This window comes from Streptomyces sp. SCA2-17, from assembly GCF_044336695.1.
Map to the genome: position 1 here is coordinate 6,550,264 of NZ_CP117521.1, position 17,759 is coordinate 6,568,022.

The window sequence follows — 17,759 nt, forward strand, 5'->3', positions numbered from 1 at the left end:
GCGGGCGGTTGAGGAAAAGGGAGCCGATACGGATGCCGACGATCCCCGACGGGGCCGGCCCCGCGCCGGTGACCACGCAGCACAACGACAACCGGCGCACCGGCGCCAATCTCCGCGAGCACATGCTCACCCCCGCCGGCATCGGCCCCACGACCTTCGGCAAGCTGTTCACCCGCGCCGTCGACGGCCAGATCTACGCACAGCCCCTCGTCGTCCCCGGCGTCGACGTGCCCGGCGCGGGGCGGCGCGACGTCGTCTACGCGGCGACGATGCACAACAGCGTCTACGCCTTCGACGCGCACGACCCCGCCGCCGGTGCCCCGCTGTGGCGGGTGTCCCTCGGGCCGCCGGTCCCGCTGCCCGACCCGCAGATCGGGCCGTCCGGCTACCGCGACATCGCCGTCGAGGTCGGCATCGTCAGCACGCCCGTCATCGACACCGTGCGGCAAGTCCTGTACGCCGTGTCCTTCACGAAGGACGCCGACGGCTACCACCACACCCTGCACGCCCTCGATCTGCCGACCGGACGGCAGGCCCTCGGCGGCCCGGTCCGCATCGCGGCCGAGGTGCCCGGTACGGGCGAGGGCAGCAGCGGCGGCCGGATCGCGTTCGTCAGCAGGCGGCACATCCAGCGGACCGCGCTGACCCTGGCCAACGGCCGGGTGTACATCGCCTTCGCCTCCTACGGCGACCGCCGCCCCTACCACGGCTGGGTCCTCGCCCACGACGCCGCGACCCTCGCCCTCACGGGCGCCTACGTGACGACGCCGGGCACGCGCATGGGCGGGATCTGGCAGGCGGGGCAGGGCCTCGCGGTCGACGCCGACGGCTGCCTGTACTTCATGACCGGCAACGGCGGATTCGCCGCCGACGGCAGCGAACTGGGCGACAGCGTCGTCAAACTCACCCCTGATCTCGCCCTCGCCGACTGGTTCTCGCCGTACAACAACGCCGCCCTCGACGCCCAGGACGCCGACCTCGGCTCGGCCGGCCCCCTGCTCCTGCCCGGCACGTCACTGCTGCTGGGCGGCGGCAAGGAAGGAAAGTTCTACCTGCTGGACACCGGCAGCATGGGCCACTTCCACGCCGGGTCCGACTCCCAGATCCCGCAGAGCTTCTACGTCGTGACCCCCGACGGCAACCGCCACCACATCCACGGCGGACCGGTGTACGGGGACTTCCCCGGCGGCCCCCGGGCCTACGTCTGGCCCGAGAACGCCTTCCTGCGCGCCTACCGCTTCGACGGCCGCCTCTTCGCCACCACCCCGGTGTCCACGAGCACCACCACCGACCCCACCGGCGTCCCCGGCGGCTCCCCGGGCATGCCCGGCGGCATGCTCTCCCTCTCCGCCCACCACACCGACCCCGCCACCGCCGTGCTGTGGGCCTCTCACCCCTACCGGGACGACGCCAACCAGGCGGTGGTGGAGGGAATCCTGCGCTGCTACCAAGCAGAGGACCTCACACGCGAGCTGTGGAACAGCAAGATGAACGCCACGCGCGACGACGTGGGCCTGTTCGCCAAGTTCGTGCCGCCGACCGTAACGGGCGGCAAGGTATACGTAGCGACGTTCTCCGGTGCGCTGCACGCGTACGGGCTGCTCTCCCGGCCTTGAGGGCCGGCCGGACCGGTGGTCGGCCAGGTGACCGCGGAAGGCCTGTCAGAGCGCCGGCAGAAAGGCGGGCTCGATACCCAGGGCGGCAACACCTGCACGCACGGAAGCCACGAATTGCTTGATGTCCGCGACAAGAACGTCCCAGGGGACCGGCGCGGTCCAGAAGCCCGGCGTGAAGCTGGAGCCGATCTGCCAGCCCTCATCCGAGCTCGTGATACGGATCAGCCCCGGATCCGCCTGCATCGAGTCGAGCTCGAAGTCTTCCCGGCCGGCGTCCGGGCTCCGGAGCCACAGTGCCAGGTGGTAGGCCAGCTCGGCCACGGGGAACGCTTCCTCGGACCACACCGGCCGCCCGTCTTCCCACAGGGAAAGCTCTGCCTCGATGTCGAGCAGAAGCACTGCCAGGGGAGCCTCCTGCGGGGCGAGACCACGCCGCGGCAGGTCCGACAGCCCGAAGTTCCGGCAGACGAACCGCACCGCCCGGCCTCCATGAGATCTGAGATCCACTAGATGTCTCCCCATGCCACATACCCCGCCCACATTATGGCTGCACACTACATCGTTCCGGCTGTCGTCCCCGCCTAGGGTGCGAGCATGACCGCGCCTCATTCCCCGAAACCGCCGCTCAATCCACTGCACCCGCCGCCGCCCCCGGCGGACTCCTCCATCGACCTGCGCGGGCGCACCGCGCTCGTCACCGGTGCCGCAGGCGGTATAGGAGCCGCCTGTGCGCTGCGGCTGGCCGCTGCCGGGGCCCGGGTCCGGGCCGTGGACCGTGACGGCCCCGGGCTGGACGCCCTTCACGCGCGGGCGGAGCAGCTGCCCGGCGCCGTCGAGACCGTACTCCTCGACCTCACCGACCTCGACGCCGCCGAGCAGGCGGCCGCCGGCACCGACATCCTCGTCAACAACGCCGGCACCCAGCTCGTACGCCCCATCCAGGACTTCCCTCCGGAGGAGTTCCGCGCCGTCCTCACCCTCCTCCTGGAAGCGCCCTTCCGCCTGCTGAGAGGAGCCCTGCCGCACATGTACGAGCGCGGATGGGGCCGCGTCGTCAACATCTCCTCCGTACACGGGCTGCGGGCCTCCGCGTACAAGTCCGCCTACGTCGCCGCGAAGCACGGCCTCGAAGGGCTGTCCAAGGTCACCGCCCTCGAAGGGGCGCCCCATGGCGTCACGTCCAACTGTGTGAGCCCGGGCTACGTGCGCACGCCCCTCGTCGAGAAGCAGCTCGCCGACCAGGCCGCCCTCCACGGCATCCCTGCCGAGAGCGTCCTCACCGGGATCCTCCTGGCGGACTCGGCCGTCAAGCGCCTCATCGAACCCGGCGAGGTCGCCGAAGCCGTCGCCTACCTGTGCGGACCGCATGCCTCCTTCATCACCGGCAGCACCCTGACCATGGACGGCGGATGGACCGCCCACTGACCTCGCCCACCGGCCGGCGGCCACCCGTGACCGGCGCGCCGCCGGACCACGGCGGTAAGCCTGTGCGCATGTCCGGCGATCACGCCGAGACCCCGTACCTCGCGCTGCTCGCCCGCGGCGCCCCCGCCGCGGAGTACGAGCGTCCGGTGCTGCGCGCCCGCGCCGACGACGCCTCGCCGGACCGGCTCGCCGCCCCGACCTCGACGCGGCGCTTCGTGCCATCGTGCAGCGGGCCCGCTCCCTGCTGGGCACGGACGTCGCCACATGGGCCGGGTCGTACGCGAACAGGCGGGAAGGAGCGAACATTTCCTCACTCCTGTGACGGCATCGGTGCGCCGTCGGACGGAGTGACGACGAGGGAGGGCCCGCCGGCCTCCTCGGGGGTGGTCGTGATGCGGACGGTGACGGGGTTGCCCAGGATGCGGGAGATTCCGGTGAGGGCAAAGGCGCGTCGGCACCGGCCGATGAGCGCAGCCGAGAGGGTGCTGCGGAATCATTCCGGAGGGACGTCCACCGCCGTCGCCCGGCCTCATTCCCGGCCTCATTCCCGGCGTCGACCTGCCGAGGCGCCCTGCCCTCCGGTCTGATCCGGGGTATGCCCCGGCTGACCGCCCGGCAACTCGGTATCACGACCGCGAGGAGCACCGCTTCCTCGGTACGACGCAGCGCGGACGCGCCATGGGGGAGTGGGTCTGCGCCGGATGGTCTCGTCCTGCATGACTTTGGCGTTGCCCGGGCGCCACGGTCTGCCACCGGTGTCGAAGTAGTCGATCAGCTGGAGCAGGGGGCCGGTGAGTGCCGTGGTCACCAGTGCCATGACGATCAGCGACAGGTAGAGCGGCGCCGTGAGGATGCCCGCGCTGTATCCGACCTGCAAGATGATCAGTTCTGTCAGGCCGCGGGTGTTCATCAGGACGCCCACGCGCATGCAGTCCGCGTGCCGGTGGCCGCCCATGCGCGCCCCGGCATAGCCCCCGGCCACCTTCCCCAGGGTGGCCAGCGCGACGGCCAGGGCGGTCAGAGTCAGAGAGGAACTGCCGAGCCCCTTCGTCAGGACGGTGGCCCCGCTCGCGACGAAGTAGACCGGCAGGAGGGTCTCCCCGATCCGGGACACGACGGCGATGGCCCGGGCCCAGTGCTTGCCGTCCGGGATCGCGTACCCGGCCAGGACGGCGCCGAGGATCAGCGTCATGCCGGCGTGCTCCGTGGCGAGGGCCAGGGCGACGGCGAGCCCTCCTGCGATGGCGGCTCCCGCGGTCCTGCGGCCGCAGAGCCGCAGGGCGAGCCGTGTGCCCAGCAGGCGGCGGAGGAGCACGCAGGCCACGATGCCCGCGCCGAGGACTCCGACCGCTCCGAGGAAGTCCTTGAGCTGACCGGTGCGGAGGCCCACCGCAAGGGTGAGAAGGAGCCAGGCCGCGGAGTCGATGACGACGGAAGAGCTGAGTGCGAGCCGTCCGGGCAGGGAATCCGTGATGTTCCGGTCGGCGAGGATGCGGGCGAGCACCGGAACCGCGGTGATGGACAGGGCCACCGCGAGCATGAGGAGCAAGGAGGCCGTGGGAGCCGTCCCGCGGGTCGATGGCGATCCGGTACGGATCACTGTCATCCCGAGCAGGAGACCGGCGCCCATCGCCGGCAGGAAGGATCCCAGGGTCACCCAGGCCGTCGATCTGAGGGAGGGCTGCAGTTCCTTGTGCCGCAGGCGGTAGGCGAAACCCACCAGGAACAGAACGAGCCCGAGCTGGGCGAGTTGTCTGAGCGTGGCGAGGAGGGAGGGCGGGAGGGCGGAATGGAAACCGTCCGGGCCGAGGAGCCACAGCAGGGCCGGGCCGCTCAGCATGCCCGCGGCGATCTCACCGATGACTTCGGGCTGCCGGGTCCGCCGGGCCGCGATCCTTCCCATCGCCACAACTCCCGCCGCCCCGCAGACGATTGCGGCGAAATGGAGCAGCCGCAGCCCGTCGAGTGAAATGTTCATGGTCCCCCGTTTCTGCCGGCTGCAGTGGGCGCGTGGCGCATGGGCGTGCGTACCCACCGGCTTGCGACCGCAGAAGTGCGCGGGGCCGGTGGGTACGCAGAAGGATTGGCTACGCAGAAGGACTGGCTACGCAGGCCGTTACATTGCAGGCCGTTACGTTGCGCGAGCGCTGAGCCGCTGAGCCACGGGCAGGCGGCCTGCTCAGTCGAACATGGCGCTCATGGTCTCGTGCGTGACCGGCTTGGACAGGTCCCGCTCACCGGCGAAGGTGGTGTTGAGGATGATCCGCGTCTTGTCCTCGGACAACGGAATGGTCCGGTGGAGCGTGGTGTCCGTGCGCAGCAGATAGAGGTCCCGCACGACGTTCCCATGCGTGTGGATGGGGTTCTCCAGGAGGTAGTCCATCACGCGCGGGTTCTTCTTGTCCCAGTCCGTGTGCGGGATGCATTGGAGCGCCCCGCCGTATTCGAGGTCGGGGGCCTCGATCAGCCACACGATGGCAAAGCTGAAGTCCCCCCAGTGCCAGCCGTGGGTGTCCCCCTTCTTGTGCTGGTGGAGGATGGCGAACTTCTCGCCTTCCCAGGGGCATTCGAGTACGGGCTCGGCCGCGATGCGGGACAGCGCATCCTTGAGGGACTGCGAGTCGTAGACGGCGGGGATGAGCTTGCCGTCCTTGGCTATGGAGGTGGAGCTCACCGTGCTCATGTAGCGGGGCGAGTTACTGGTCTCGGGCAGGTTGACGTCGATGCGCTTCTCGTGCAGGGCGAGCAGTTCGTGTGTCTCTTTCTGCAACGCTTCGAAGAGGGTGTCGGGCACCATCTCGCGAATCTTTACGTACCCCTCGCGACGGAATTTCTGCGAAGCCCGCCGCAGTCGTTCATCGTCGAATGCCCGGGGGATGTGCCGGCTCAGAATGGGTTCGACATCCGCGGCGTTGATCTCGGTGGCGCTCAATTCTCTGACCCTCCGTACAGCAGGTAGGACAGGACCTGGTGGCGCCCGCCAACAGTGCGGGGCGCGTGGCACAGGAATCAACCCCGGGAAAGAGGAGTGTGACGCATGTCACTCGCTATGTTGATCTTCTCCGGACCGGCCTTCGGAGGTTATTTCAGGAATGTTCAGACCTAAGTGCTGGCCGAATATGCGTGCCTGATGCGCCAAGTGATACGGAGTCCTATCCTCCGGTGAGGCGTTCACGTAGCGTCGCGTCCTGGTGATTTTTTCGTCTGCTTCCGATCCCCCAGGTCATTTTGCGATCTCCACGGACCCTTGAGACCCCTCTACGGACCCTTTGAGGCCCCTCTACGGACCCCTGAGACCCCCTGAGGCTTCACAGGGCAGTTGGTGCAGGCTGGGCGAGCGACAGGCCGGGTGCAGGCCGGTGGTGCCGCCCCGCCCCGCGCGGCCGGCCGGCTTCGTGTCCATCGAGCGAACCGACCGTTGAACAGCCGTGCAGCACTCCGCACCGGACTCCTCGTACCAGGAAGACTTGATGACCCACTCGCATGACGCCACTCCCCACCCCGCTCGCCGCACCTCTCCTCACATCACTCCTCCCGGCCGGCAGGTCCGGACCCTCCGGCTGAGCGTGTCGGGCGAGATCGCCGCCCGGTACCCCGACTGCCGCACCGCGGCGATCCTTGTCCTCGGGGTCAAGAACGCCGAGCCCTGGCCCGAGACCGAAGAGGAGCTGAGCGTCCTGGAGGCCGAGGTGCGCGACGGGGTGCGGAGCATGCCCGAGGAGAGCGCGCCCTCCATCTCCGCATGGCACGACCTGCTGCGCAGCTTCGGCACCAACCCCCGCAGGACGCGCCCGAGCGTGGACGCCCTGAGGCGGCGGCTCGTCAAGTCCGGTCGCCTTCCCAGGGTTTCGCCGCTCGTCGACACCTGCAACCTCGTGTCGATGAAGTACATGCTGCCCACGGGCGGTTACGATCTCGACGGCATCCGGGAGGGCTTCTGCCTCCGCTACGCCCGCGAGGGAGACATTCACATCCCGCTGGGCAAGCCCGACGAGCAGGAGATCCCGGGCGATGGGGAGGTCGTCTACGGCGACGGTTCGTCCGTTCTGACCCGCCACTGGAACCACCGCGACGCCGACAACACCAAGGTTACAAGTGCTACGCGAGACGTCATGCTCCTGCTGGAGGGAATCGCCTCCGTAGTGCCGCCCGAGGTCCTCGCCGAGGCCCGGCGCGAGCTCGCGGAGCGCGTGGCTCCGCACAGTGAAAGCGTGACGTTCCACGATTTCGACCACACCGCGGACACGGAGGTCACCTGGGTGGCCAGCGGCTGACGAAGAACGCCCCGAGGAGCACTCCGCCCCCATGGAGGTATCGCTACCATGCTCAAGATCGGTCTGGTGCAGCAGAGCGCCTGGGATCTCCCCATCGACTCCATGCCGCTGGCAGCCGGATATCTGAAGGCGCTGCTCGACTCCGACACCGGCATCGGTCCGGAGGTCGACGTCCGCATTCACAACATGCGGGGCGGGTGGTCGGTGACGGAAATGGCGCGGGCCATCTTCGCCGAAGGGGTTCCGGATGTGCTCGCCTTCTCCGTACTCGGCTGGAACTACCGGAATTTCTGCCTCCTGGCGGAGGTCCACCAGCAGCTGAAGCCCGAGGGCTACCGCGTCTTCGGCGGCAACCACGTGAGCCACCAGGCCGGCAAGGTCTTCCGGGAATGCCCGTCCGTGGACCTCATCGTCAACGGCGAAGGAGAACTGACGTTCCGGGAGCTGATCACGGTCCTTCTCGCCGGCCACGGCCGTAGCGAGCCTGAATTCTCCGGCGTTTCCGGCCTGTCGTTCCGGCTCCCTGCTGACCTCCGTGCCCCCGGGGAGCCCACCGCACCGGTCCCCGGCTATCACACCACTCCCGACCGGGCCCGGATCGACGACCTGGACATCCTGCCGTCCCCCTTCCTCACGGGTGCGATACCCCTTCACGACCGCAATGGCGCTTTCCCGTACGAGTTCGCACTGATGGAGACCAACCGCGGCTGCCCCTACCGGTGCTCCTTCTGCTACTGGGGCGGCGCCACCGGTCAGCGGGTGCGCTCCTTCTCCCGCGAACGGCTGGCCGAAGAGCTCGACCTCTTCGGATTCCACAAGGTGCCCACCGTCTTCCTCTGCGACGCGAACTTCGGCATGCTCGAAGCGGACGAGGAGTTCACGGAGGACCTCCTCAGGGTCCACGAGAAGTACGGCTTCCCCACCGCGCTCGAGGCGAACTGGGCGAAGAACAAGTCGCAGCGCTTCCACGGCATCGTGCGGACGCTGCGCGACCACGGCTTCAAGAGCTCCTTCACCCTCGCCCTGCAGACGCTCTCCGGCGAGGCGCTCACCGGCATGCAGCGCCGCAACATGAAGCTCAACCAGTGGGAGGAGCTCGCCGACTGGCTGGCCGACGAAGGCATGGAGTCGTTCGTCGAACTGATATGGGGAGCTCCGGGGGAGACGACACAGTCGTTCTTCGACGGATACGACAAGATAGCCGAGAGAGTCCCGCGGATAGCGGTCTACCCGTTGTTGCTGCTGCCCAACACCGCCTACAGCGAGCAGCGCGACCTGCACGGCTTCGTCACGCTGCGCGGCCAGGCCGACGACTTCGAGTACGTCCTGGCCAACCGCACCTCCACCCTGGAGGAGAACTTCGTGATGCAGCGCTTCATGTTCCTTGCGCGCATCCTGGGCGAGAACCAGTACTTCAAGCGTCTCTGGCACCCGGCCCGGCTGCTGGCCGGCCTGACGCAGTCCCAGGTGATCCACTCGCTGCTGCGCTGGATCGACGCCTCGGCCGACCCGTCCGTCACGAGGTTCCGCGAAGTCTTCCCCGTTCTCGCCGAGTCCCCCGCCGTCGCCGTCGGCCACCGGATGCTCTACACCGACCCCGCGATCGATACGGCGTTCGAGCAGTGGTGGATGCAGGAGATCGTTCCGCTGTTCCCGTACCAGTGGCGTGAGTTCGGCCGTCACCTCTACCGGTTCGAGCGCAAGTGCCGCCCCGTGTACGCTGCCCCGGGCGACCAACTCCCGGCAGGCTGGCGGGAAGACGGTGAAGCATACGTAAGCGCCCCGGAAAGCTTCCCCTTCGATATGGTCGAAGGGCTGACCCGCATCGCCGCGGGCGACACGTCCGCAGTGGACCGGGAGGAGGTGCGTTATGAGTTCCGCTCACTCCGCGGCTTCTACCACCACCTCGACAACCACGAGACCGGTGCCCATTACTTCGCGTCCCCGCACCGGCTGGAGCCCGGCGACCGGCAGGCGCACGGCACCGACGACCTCCTCAGCCCCCGAATCGGAGACTCCATAATTGGCTGACAGTCCCATACGCTCCACCTCCCGCATCGGCCGCGGCATCGCGCCGATCCTCGCCTTCGGCGTCCTCACCGCCGCCCTCGACGTCTACGGGGGCCACCAGCTGCAGGTGGTGAGCCCGCAGGCCCTGGCCGCGATTTCCTTTTCCGTGACCGCGGCGTTCTTCCTGGGCCTCGAATCCGTCCGGCACGGCCTCGCCACCACACTGCGCCCGCTGCGCACGCAGACGTACGACGTCGTCGCGATCAACGTGACGACGGCCGTGACCTGGCTGTCGATGCTCTACTCCCTGAAGTACCTCGAACCCGCCGTGGTCAGCGTGGTCGTCGTGGCGCTGGGTCCCATCCTCACCGTGGTGATGGGGCCCCTGCTGCGGCGTGGGAGCGCCGCCATGGCCACGGAGATCGTGGTCTCTCTCGGCATCTGCCTCGTCCTCGTCCTGCTCGTCCGGGAGTCCTTCACCGGCCGCAGCGGCGTCGGCGACCTCGGCACCGCGCACGCCGTCGCCGGCTTCGTCTTCGCCGTCGCCTGCGGCATCGGGTCGACCGCCAACATCATCTACATGAAGCGGCTGAGCGAGGCCGGGGGGACACCGCAGTCCGTCCTCGCCATCCGCTTCTTCCTGATGATCGGCATCACCTGGGTGATGACGGCGCTGGAGGAACGGCCCCAGCTCGCCCAGGCCTTCTGGCCCTCCGTGATCGTGGCCGTCATCGGCGTCGGCCTGCCCATCTACGTCCTGCAGATCGGCATCAAGCACACGGAGCCGATCACCACCTCGCTGCTGCTGTCGGCCTCGCCCCTCGTCACCCTGCTGCTCCAGCTCCTCGACGGGCGCCTGAACCCCTCCCTGTCCAGTTTCCTGTGCACGCTGGCGATCCTCGCCCTCGTGGCCGCAGGCATCCTCAAGCGCTCCCGTAAGGACCGGCAGGAGGAGCTGGAACTCCAGGAGAACGAGAAGGATCTCCGGGGGAACGAGAAGGATCTCCAGGGGAGCGCGAAGAATCACCAGGGGGCGCAACTGCCGCTCGACGAAACGCCGGTCAGCCCGCCCGGCGAGTCGGTGACGGGCCCGCAGGCACCGAACGGGAAGGGGTAGCCCGCCATGGAATACGGCATGCAATGCGCCATTGTGGACGCCTATGGAGCCGGGCGCCTCCTGCCCGCCGCCCTGCGCCGCCACGGAGTCGACTACCTCCACGTGCGTTCCGAGCACCCGGACACCAATCTCACCTACTGCCCCGAAGACTTCACCACCGAGGTGACACACCGAGGGGACGTGCAGCAGACCGCGGAGACCCTGAGGCGACACGGCACCGGAATCGTGGTGGCCGCGGCCGAGTCCGGGGTCCTGCTCGCCAACGAGCTCTCGGCAGCTCTCGGCACGCCCGGCAACGGCATGCGCCACCCCGAGGCACGCCGGGACAAGTTCCGTATGCACCGGGCGGTGCAGGAGGCCGGACTCCCCTCGGCCGACAGCGTCCTCTCGGCACACGTCGAGGACATCCTGCAGTGGGCCAAGGACCGCGGAACCTGGCCGGTCGTCCTCAAACCGGTGGCCAGCGCCGGCACGGACAACGTCATCTTCTGCGACAGCCCCGAGGCCGTCGCCGCGGCCCACGCGAAGATCGTGGCAGGCGTCGACCGCTACGGCCGAGGCAACCCCGCAGTGCTCGCCCAGGAGTACCTCGCGGGCGAGGAGCACTACGTCAACACCGTCAGCCGCGACGGCGTGCACCGCATCATCGAGATCTGGCACTACTACAAGCGGCCCGCGCCCGGCGGGAGGTCCATCAACGACTACGAGGACCTCCTTCCCCCGGACGATCCGGGCGGTCGCCGGGTAGCCGACTACACCCTCTCCGTGCTCGAGGCCCTGGAGATCCGCAACGGCGCCGCGCACACCGAGGTAATGCTGACGCGGAGCGGTCCCGTCCTGGTCGAGTGCGGAGCGCGGCTCGGCGGCGGCCAGATGCCGCAGGTGCTCTCCCGCTGCGTCGGCACCGACCAGGTGGACTCTCTCGCCCTGTCCATCGCCCGGCCGGAGGAATTCCTCCGCCGGGCTCAGGAGCCGTACCGCCTGCTGTCCCGGCTGCGGTGCGTCAACCTGATCAGCGAGACGGGCGGCACGGTGCCGTCGGGTGAGGGGTGGGCCCCGATCCGGGCGCTCGCGTCCTTCGCCGGGCTCGTGACGAACCTGGCGGAAGGCGGGCCCGCACCGCGCACCGTGGACCTGGCCACCTGCCCGGGCGCCGTGTACCTCACCTCGGATGACCCCGCAGTGATCGAGGCTGACACCGCCAGGCTCCGCGAGCTGGAACGGACCTGCCTCTACGGCTGAGAGGACCCCATGCCGTCTCCCGCCACAACCGACAGGCACCCACCCCATGTGCACGGTGGTGGCGGGCTCCGGCGAGAGGTCGGGTTCGTCGGCCTCCTGTTCGCCTCCGTGGGTTCGATCATCGGCTCCGGCTGGCTGTACGGATCCCAGAAGGCAGTGGTGGTCGCCGGGCCGGCCGCCCTCGTTTCCTGGCTCATCGGCGCCGCGGCAGTCGTCCTCCTGGCCTTGGTGCACGCGGAACTCGGAGGGATGTTTCCCACGGTGGGAGGCACGGCCCGCTACCCGTTCTACGCCTTCGGCAGCCTGGCGGGCATGTCCTTCGGGTGGTTCTCCTGGCTGCAGGCGGCCACGACGGCGCCCATCGAGGTCACGGCAGTGATCGGTTACGCCACCCACTGGCCGTGGGCGGCGGGCCTGCAGCGCGCCGACGGGACGCTGACCCCCTCCGGCTTCGCCGTCGCCGTCGCACTGATGGCCGTCTTCGTCGCCGTGAACTTCCTCGGCGTGCGCGTACTGGCCCACACCAACAGCACGGTGACGTGGTGGAAGGTGTTCGTTCCCCTGGTCGCGATCTTCGCGCTGGCAGCGGCACACTTCGACACCGGCAACTTCACCTCCCACGGGTTCGCGCCGTACGGCATCCAGGGTGTGCTGACCGCGGTCAGTTCGAGCGGCGTCATCTTCGCCCTCCTCGGCTTCGAGCAGGCCATTCAGCTGGCGGGGGAGAGCCGCGACCCCCGGCGTCACATTCCTCGGGCCGTGCTCGGTGCCGTCGCCGTGGGAGCCGTCGTCTACACGGCCCTGCAGGTGGCGTACATCGGAGCCTTGCCCGCCGGCTCCTTCGCCGACGGCTGGGCGCACCTCCACTACTCGGGGATCAGCGGTCCGCTCGCCGGCCTCGCCTCGGTCCTCGGGCTCGGCTGGCTCGCCTGGCTGCTCTACGTGGACGCCATCATCTCGCCGGGCGGCACCGGTTTCCTCTACACCACGTCGGCCTCCCGCATCACCGTCGCCCTCAGCAGGAACGGTTATGCGCCGCGACCGTTCGACAAGACCACCCGCCGCGGTGTCCCCTGGCTGGGGCTCCTCCTGTCCTTCGGCACCGGAGTGGTGTGCTTCCTGCCGTTTCCCAGCTGGCAGGAGCTGGTCGGCTTCATCACCTCCGCGAGCGTCCTCATGTATGCGGGTGCGCCGCTGACGTTCGGTGCGCTGCGCAAGCGGCTCCCGGACCGGCACCGCCCCTACCGGCTGCCGCTCGGCGGCCTCGTCTCGCCCGCGGCCTTCGTGGTCTCCGGCCTCATCATCTACTGGGCCGGGTGGGGCACCGTATGGCGCCTGGGACTTGCCGTCGTGCTGGGCTACCTCCTCCTCGGCGGGTACGCCCTCTCACGGCCCGGGTCCGCAGCCGCGCTTCGGGCAAGCTGGAGTTCCGCCCAGTGGCTGCCTGCCTACCTCGCCGGCCTCGGTCTCGTCTCCTGGCAGGGCAGCTTTGGAGGCACTGGGTGGATACCCCTGTGGTGGGACGTCCTCGTGGTCGCGGCCTTCGCTCTGGGCATCTACCGATGGGCTGTTGCCGTGGCGCTGCCCCGGGAGGAGATCGAGGCGTTGATCAGGGACGGGGACCGCAGGAAGGACAGCGCCCCTGATCCCGATGAGCCCCCTCGGTGAGCGCCGCTCACCGCTCGGGATATTTGCGAGACGCCGACGCGGGGGGCTGGGGGGCTGTGACAGCCCGCGGACGTGCCGGAGCTGCGCTTTAGTGGGCTACGGTACGGAGTTTCTCCAGCCGTGGCTGTCCATGTCCTGGGAGGGCAGGAGGTGGCTGGACGACCGCCGGGTTTTCAACGGGGTCGCGTGGAAGTTCCGTACGAGCGTGACCTGGCAGTGGGGTTGGCGAACATCCGGCACTCCGCGGGTGAGAGAGCCGTCGGGCATACCGCTGTTGGTGCCGACGGTCCAGGCGCGGACCGGGCGGGTGCCGTGGCCGTGCGGCGTGAGTCCACTGATGTCGTGACTGACCTGTTCCGTGCGAGTCGCAACCGGCAAGCCTTCTAAGCGACCAAGTACCTTTTTGTTCAGTGGGTTCGCGACGACGTCTCCGGTGCTGTTCCATGGCCGGTGGCCTCCGGAGCTGGCGGCTGAGCCATCTGGGAGGCTTGCCGTTACCAGCGGATGGGGAGGGTGCTGGGGCCGGTGAAGGTCGATCCGCGGTCCCACGGCACGTCGTCGGCGGAAATGGCCAGCCGCAGTGCCGGCAGCCGGTGGAACAGTGCGGTGAATGCGGTGTGCAAGGTCAGGCGGGCTAGGGCGGAGCCGAGGCAGTAGTGCGGGCCGGCGCCGAAGGTGGCGGAGCCGTCCGTGGTGCGGTGGATGTCGAAGGCGGAGGGATCGGCGTAGTGGCCGGGGTCCCAGGTCGCGCTGCGCATGGACACGCACACGCCCTGTCCCCTCCGGATGGTGACGCCGTGCAGGGTGACGTCTTCGGTGGCGAGGCGTGGTGGGCCGAGGGAGCCGTTGTGGTGGTAGCGCAGGACTTCTTCGACGGCCCGGGGCCACAGACCCGGGTCGGCCCGGCACTGGTCGAGTTGAGCAGGGTGCCGCAGGAGGGTGAAGATGCCCGCACCCAGTGGGTGGACCAGGGCGTCGGCTCCGGTGAAGAGCAGGAAGACGATGGTGCCGAGGAGCTCATCCTTGGATACGGTTCCGGTCTCGTGGGCCTGCACGAGGGCACGTACCGGAGTGTCGTGGGCGTGGCGGGCTCGGCGGCTTTGGTCGGCGACGCGTGCTGCCAGTTCCAGGAGTCGCCGGGTGGCTCGTGCCACCGAGGGGGCATCGGCGGCGAGATCGGTCTCCGTGGCGAAGGCGGTGCTGCCACCCGTCGGGCGCCAGGAGGACGGGATCGCCCTCCCGGCAGCCGGAGCGGTGCGCTGCCGTGCCGGACGCAACGGATGCGGCTGGACTGCGTGCGGCTCGCGGCCCAGGGCCGCACCGCGCCCCAGATCGCGTCGATTCTCGACAAACACGTGGTCACGGTGCGCAAAGCCCTGCACCGTTTTCTTGACGGAGGGTTCGAGGCTCTGGCGGACGCCGCGCGGCCGGGGCGTCCGCCGCGCTGGGGGCGCGAGGACCTTGATGCCCTGGAGGCGATGCTGGACGAGGCCGCGGTGCGAGGCGAGATCTGGACGCTGCCGGCACTGGCCGAGTGGCTGCGCCGCGAACGCGGTGTCGTCCTCGACTCCTCGTGGCTGTCAGTGCTGCTGCACCGGGACGGCTTCCGCTGGAAACGCACCCGGGACAGCATCCGGCACCAGGCCGACCCGGCCCTCCAGGCCGCCGCATGGGCACGACTGGAGGGTCTGCGGCTGTACGGCTGAGGTCCGAAGTCGGCATCGAGGACCTGTACTACCTCGACGAGTGTGGATTCTCCCCGACCCTGCCGACCGGCTACACCTGGGCCCGCACCGGAACACGAGTCGTGGTCAACCGCGAGGACACCAAGAACCGCCGGGTCAACGTGCTCGGCGCGCTCAACGACACCGGCCCCGAGCCCGAACTGCTGTGGACCACGGTCGAGCACCGGATCGACGCGGCGACGGTGCTCGACTTCGTCTGCAACCACATCGCCAGGCTGCCCGGCGGAGCGGATCGACTCAGTACGTCGCCGGCTGGCTTCAAGCGCTCTCGGCCCTGCACCATCGTGCTGGACAACGCCTCCATCCACCGCGCCGACGCCTTCAAGGGACGTCGCGAGGAACTGGCCGCCATAGGAGTCCATCTGTTCTACCTCCCTTCCAGATCCCCGGAGTTGAACCGCATCGAACGCATCTGGCGCTCGGCCAAGTACCAGGACATGCCCGTCCGTGCCTACACCACCGCCAAGGAGCTCCACACCGCCGTCGACCGTGCCCTGAACAGGCGGGCTGCTGCGATGACGCTAGCCACAGCCCAAATACTCAAGATCGCTTAGCACGGTGGGTTCGGTGGGGGCCGTCGGAAAAGGACCCGGCAACGGGCACCTCGCCGCGCGGCCTACCCAGTGGGCCGCCTCCCGCTGCTTCCACGCCCCCGCCGATGCGGACGCCGAGAACTGGATCGCCGTCAAGACAGCCCGCATCCTCCGCGGATACGCCCAGCAGGCCGCCGACGAGATCCGCGCCGAGGCCGACCACTGCAAGCTGACGGGTGATTAACACACGGCCGCCGACGAAAGTCTGTCAATACCTCAACAACAACGCCGACTTCGTCCACTACGACCGGGCACTCGCCGCCGGCTGGCCGATCGCCAGCGGCGTCATCGAAGGCGCAGCCCGCCACCTCGCCGACAGGCTCGACGTTACCGGCAGCAGATGGAGCGTCCCGGGCGCCGAGGCCCTCCTCATCCTCCGCGCCGTCATCAGTAACGACGACTTCCCGGCGTACTGGAACTTCCACGTCCAGGCCGAACACCGGCGCCTCCATCCCGCCGCCGACCAGGCCAACTGCAAACTCACCGCCTGAACGACGACCTCACCGGAGAAGAGTCGCACCCCAAGGGAATTGGCGGAGCGGGGTCACTGACTCAGCCGCCGTTCGCCCCGTGAAGACTCTGGCGCACCCCTGGTCAACTGCCGTGTCCCTTTGTTAGGTTGCGCCGGAACCGACCCTTGGCCACTTCCCCCTTCGGGCCGTAGCCGTAGCGGTCCTCTCTCTGATCCGCTACACCGTTTGGGAGAGTCATGCGCAAATTCAGAGTGCGGCAAGCCGCGATCGCGGGCGTCGTCGCCCTCGCCGTCGCCGCCGTGCCCACTGTCGCGTCCGGCGTTCAGGAGCAGTCCTCGTCGACGACAGCCGGGAGCGACGCGTTCTACACCTACAACGGCAGCAAGCCGCTGTCCTCGTACAGGCCCGGGGACGTGCTCAAGGTCCGGACGCTGCCGTACCACGTCCTGGGTATCGCGACACCCATCCAGGCGACGCAGCTGCTCTACCGCACCACCGACGAGCAGGGCCACCCGTCCGCAGGCGTGACCTCCGTGCTGCGCAGCCCTGGCGGCGACGGCCGCAAGGTCGTGTCGTACCAGTCGTTCTACGACTCGCTCGACCCCGAAGACGGTCCGTCCCGGGCGGTCGCGGGCAACGTCAAGCTGCCCGGCGGCTTGATCGCGAACGGCGAGTCCACGCTCGTGGCGCCGCTCCTGCTGTCCGGCTACGACGTCGTCCTCCCTGACACCGAGGGGCAGGCCGCCCACCTCACGGCCTCCCGCGAGTACGGGTACAACACGCTGGACTCCCTGCGTGCCGCTTCTAGCGCGGCGTCGAGGACCGGCATCAGCCCCGACGCGCGCGTCGGCCTCATGGGCTACTCCGGCGGCGCCGTCGCGACCAACTGGGCCGCCTCCCTCGCGCCCAAATACGCCCCTGACGTCAACAAGCGCCTGGTGGGATACGCCGAGGGCGGGGTGCTCGTGAAGCCCTCACACATCCTCAGGTACATCGAAGGCAGTCAGGTGTGGTCCGGGCTCATCCCGGAGTTGCTCATCGGGCAAGCGCGTTCGTACGACTTCGACCTCAAGAAGTACCTGAACGGCTACGGCAAGCAGCTGGTCAACGAGCACCAGCACGCCTCGATCGCCGACGCGCTGGGCCACTACCCCGGTCTGACGTGGAAGAAGATGGCGAAGCCGGAGTACGCGAACCCGAACTCCGTACCCGAGCTCGTCGAGGCGGTCAACAAGACCAACCTCGGCCTGGCACCGACCCCGACCGTCCCCGGCTACATCGGCCAGGGCAACGCCGGCTCCCTTGAGGGAACCACGAGCAACATCGCGGGCATCGGCTCGGGCGACGGCATCACGGTCGCCGGGGACACACGGGCGCTGGCACGGAAGTACTGCGCCGAGGGCGACGCCGCGGTCTGGTACAAGCAGTACGACGCCCTCAGCCACTTGACCGCACCCACGGCCACGGTGCCCACCGCGCTCGCCTGGCTGCGCGACCGGTTCGCCGGCAAGGAGGCCCCATCCTCCTGCGGCAGCATCGCCGAGGGCAACTCACTTGCGGCTGACGAGACGGTCCCCGCCGGGTGAGGACCTGACG

16 protein-coding genes and 1 pseudogene are annotated in these 17,759 nt (G+C 69.0%); 13 read left to right on the top strand and 4 right to left on the bottom strand.

Features of this window, described 5'->3' with window-relative positions; genetic code table 11:
* The first annotated feature begins 32 nt into the window (after positions 1 to 32).
* A complete protein-coding gene (locus tag PS271_RS29155; RefSeq protein WP_398386011.1) occupies positions 33 to 1,616 on the top strand; it encodes a PQQ-binding-like beta-propeller repeat protein in 1,584 nt (527 codons plus the stop codon).
* Positions 1,617 to 1,661: 45 nt separating this feature from the next.
* Here the strand turns inward: PS271_RS29155 and PS271_RS29160 are convergent, their stop codons facing one another.
* Positions 1,662 to 2,015, bottom strand: a complete 354-nt coding sequence (locus PS271_RS29160; protein WP_398386012.1) for a DUF7878 domain-containing protein — start codon at positions 2,013 to 2,015, stop codon at positions 1,662 to 1,664.
* Positions 2,016 to 2,210: 195 nt separating this feature from the next.
* On the opposite strand from PS271_RS29160, the gene PS271_RS29165 reads away from it, so the two are divergent.
* Together PS271_RS29165 and PS271_RS29170 are read left to right on the top strand one after the other, a co-directional pair.
* Positions 2,211 to 3,041 carry a 3-hydroxybutyrate dehydrogenase gene (locus tag PS271_RS29165; RefSeq protein WP_398386013.1) on the top strand — a complete coding sequence of 277 codons (831 nt, stop codon included), beginning with the start codon at positions 2,211 to 2,213 and terminating at the stop codon, positions 3,039 to 3,041.
* Positions 3,026 to 3,303 (top strand): annotated as a pseudogene (locus PS271_RS29170) (hypothetical protein); the annotation flags it as partial. The gene PS271_RS29165 and the pseudogene PS271_RS29170, both read left to right, overlap by 16 nt.
* A 279-nt stretch (positions 3,304 to 3,582) precedes the next feature.
* On the opposite strand, the gene PS271_RS29175 reads toward PS271_RS29170, so the two are convergent.
* The gene (locus PS271_RS29175) at positions 3,583 to 5,019 is read right to left on the bottom strand and encodes a cation:proton antiporter (RefSeq protein ID WP_398386014.1); all 1,437 of its coding nucleotides are present in this window, start codon (positions 5,017 to 5,019) and stop codon (positions 3,583 to 3,585) included.
* Between the two features lie 201 nt (positions 5,020 to 5,220).
* The gene (locus PS271_RS29180) at positions 5,221 to 5,973 is read right to left on the bottom strand and encodes a HalD/BesD family halogenase (protein ID WP_495656763.1); all 753 of its coding nucleotides are present in this window, start codon (positions 5,971 to 5,973) and stop codon (positions 5,221 to 5,223) included.
* 538 nt (positions 5,974 to 6,511) lie between these two features.
* On the opposite strand from PS271_RS29180, the gene PS271_RS29185 reads away from it, so the two are divergent.
* The 5 genes from PS271_RS29185 to PS271_RS29205 are packed head-to-tail and all read left to right on the top strand — an operon-like array spanning position 6,512 to position 13,352.
* A complete protein-coding gene (locus PS271_RS29185) occupies positions 6,512 to 7,315 on the top strand; it encodes a B3/B4 domain-containing protein (RefSeq protein WP_398386017.1) in 804 nt (267 codons plus the stop codon).
* Between the two features lie 48 nt (positions 7,316 to 7,363).
* Complete coding sequence (locus PS271_RS29190; RefSeq protein ID WP_398386018.1) at positions 7,364 to 9,346, top strand: KedN5 family methylcobalamin-dependent radical SAM C-methyltransferase; 1,983 nt, start codon at positions 7,364 to 7,366, stop codon at positions 9,344 to 9,346.
* Positions 9,339 to 10,442 carry an EamA family transporter gene (locus PS271_RS29195; protein ID WP_398386019.1) on the top strand — a complete coding sequence of 368 codons (1,104 nt, stop codon included), beginning with the start codon at positions 9,339 to 9,341 and terminating at the stop codon, positions 10,440 to 10,442. Before PS271_RS29190 ends, PS271_RS29195 begins: the two co-directional genes overlap by 8 nt.
* 18 nt (positions 10,443 to 10,460) lie before the next feature.
* Positions 10,461 to 11,684 (top strand): hypothetical protein, encoded by a 1,224-nt coding sequence (locus PS271_RS29200; protein WP_398386020.1) that lies wholly within the window; start codon positions 10,461 to 10,463, stop codon positions 11,682 to 11,684.
* A gap of 9 nt (positions 11,685 to 11,693) precedes the next feature.
* Positions 11,694 to 13,352: an APC family permease gene (locus PS271_RS29205; protein WP_398386021.1), complete on the top strand. Its 1,659-nt coding sequence runs from the start codon at positions 11,694 to 11,696 to the stop codon at positions 13,350 to 13,352.
* Positions 13,353 to 13,846: 494 nt separating this feature from the next.
* Here PS271_RS29205 and PS271_RS29210 read toward each other — a convergent pair whose 3' ends face one another.
* The gene (locus PS271_RS29210) at positions 13,847 to 14,506 is read right to left on the bottom strand and encodes a cytochrome P450 (RefSeq protein ID WP_398386022.1); all 660 of its coding nucleotides are present in this window, start codon (positions 14,504 to 14,506) and stop codon (positions 13,847 to 13,849) included.
* A 126-nt stretch (positions 14,507 to 14,632) separates the two neighbouring features.
* Here PS271_RS29210 and PS271_RS29215 point away from each other — a divergent pair, with 126 nt between their 5' ends.
* The 5 genes from PS271_RS29215 (at position 14,633) to PS271_RS29235 (ending at position 17,749) form a co-directional block, all read left to right on the top strand.
* Complete coding sequence (locus PS271_RS29215) at positions 14,633 to 15,058, top strand: helix-turn-helix domain-containing protein (protein WP_398386024.1); 426 nt, start codon at positions 14,633 to 14,635, stop codon at positions 15,056 to 15,058.
* Positions 15,022 to 15,651 (top strand): transposase, encoded by a 630-nt coding sequence (locus PS271_RS29220; protein WP_398386025.1) that lies wholly within the window; start codon positions 15,022 to 15,024, stop codon positions 15,649 to 15,651. Before PS271_RS29215 ends, PS271_RS29220 begins: the two co-directional genes overlap by 37 nt.
* Positions 15,652 to 15,664: 13 nt before the next feature.
* Positions 15,665 to 15,874: a hypothetical protein gene (locus tag PS271_RS29225; protein WP_398386026.1), complete on the top strand. Its 210-nt coding sequence runs from the start codon at positions 15,665 to 15,667 to the stop codon at positions 15,872 to 15,874.
* Complete coding sequence (locus PS271_RS29230) at positions 15,867 to 16,181, top strand: hypothetical protein (RefSeq protein WP_398386027.1); 315 nt, start codon at positions 15,867 to 15,869, stop codon at positions 16,179 to 16,181. The genes PS271_RS29225 and PS271_RS29230 overlap by 8 nt, the downstream gene beginning before the upstream one ends.
* Positions 16,182 to 16,399: 218 nt before the next feature.
* Positions 16,400 to 17,749, top strand: a complete 1,350-nt coding sequence (locus PS271_RS29235; protein WP_398386029.1) for a lipase family protein — start codon at positions 16,400 to 16,402, stop codon at positions 17,747 to 17,749.
* The last annotated feature ends 10 nt before the right edge of the window (positions 17,750 to 17,759 follow it).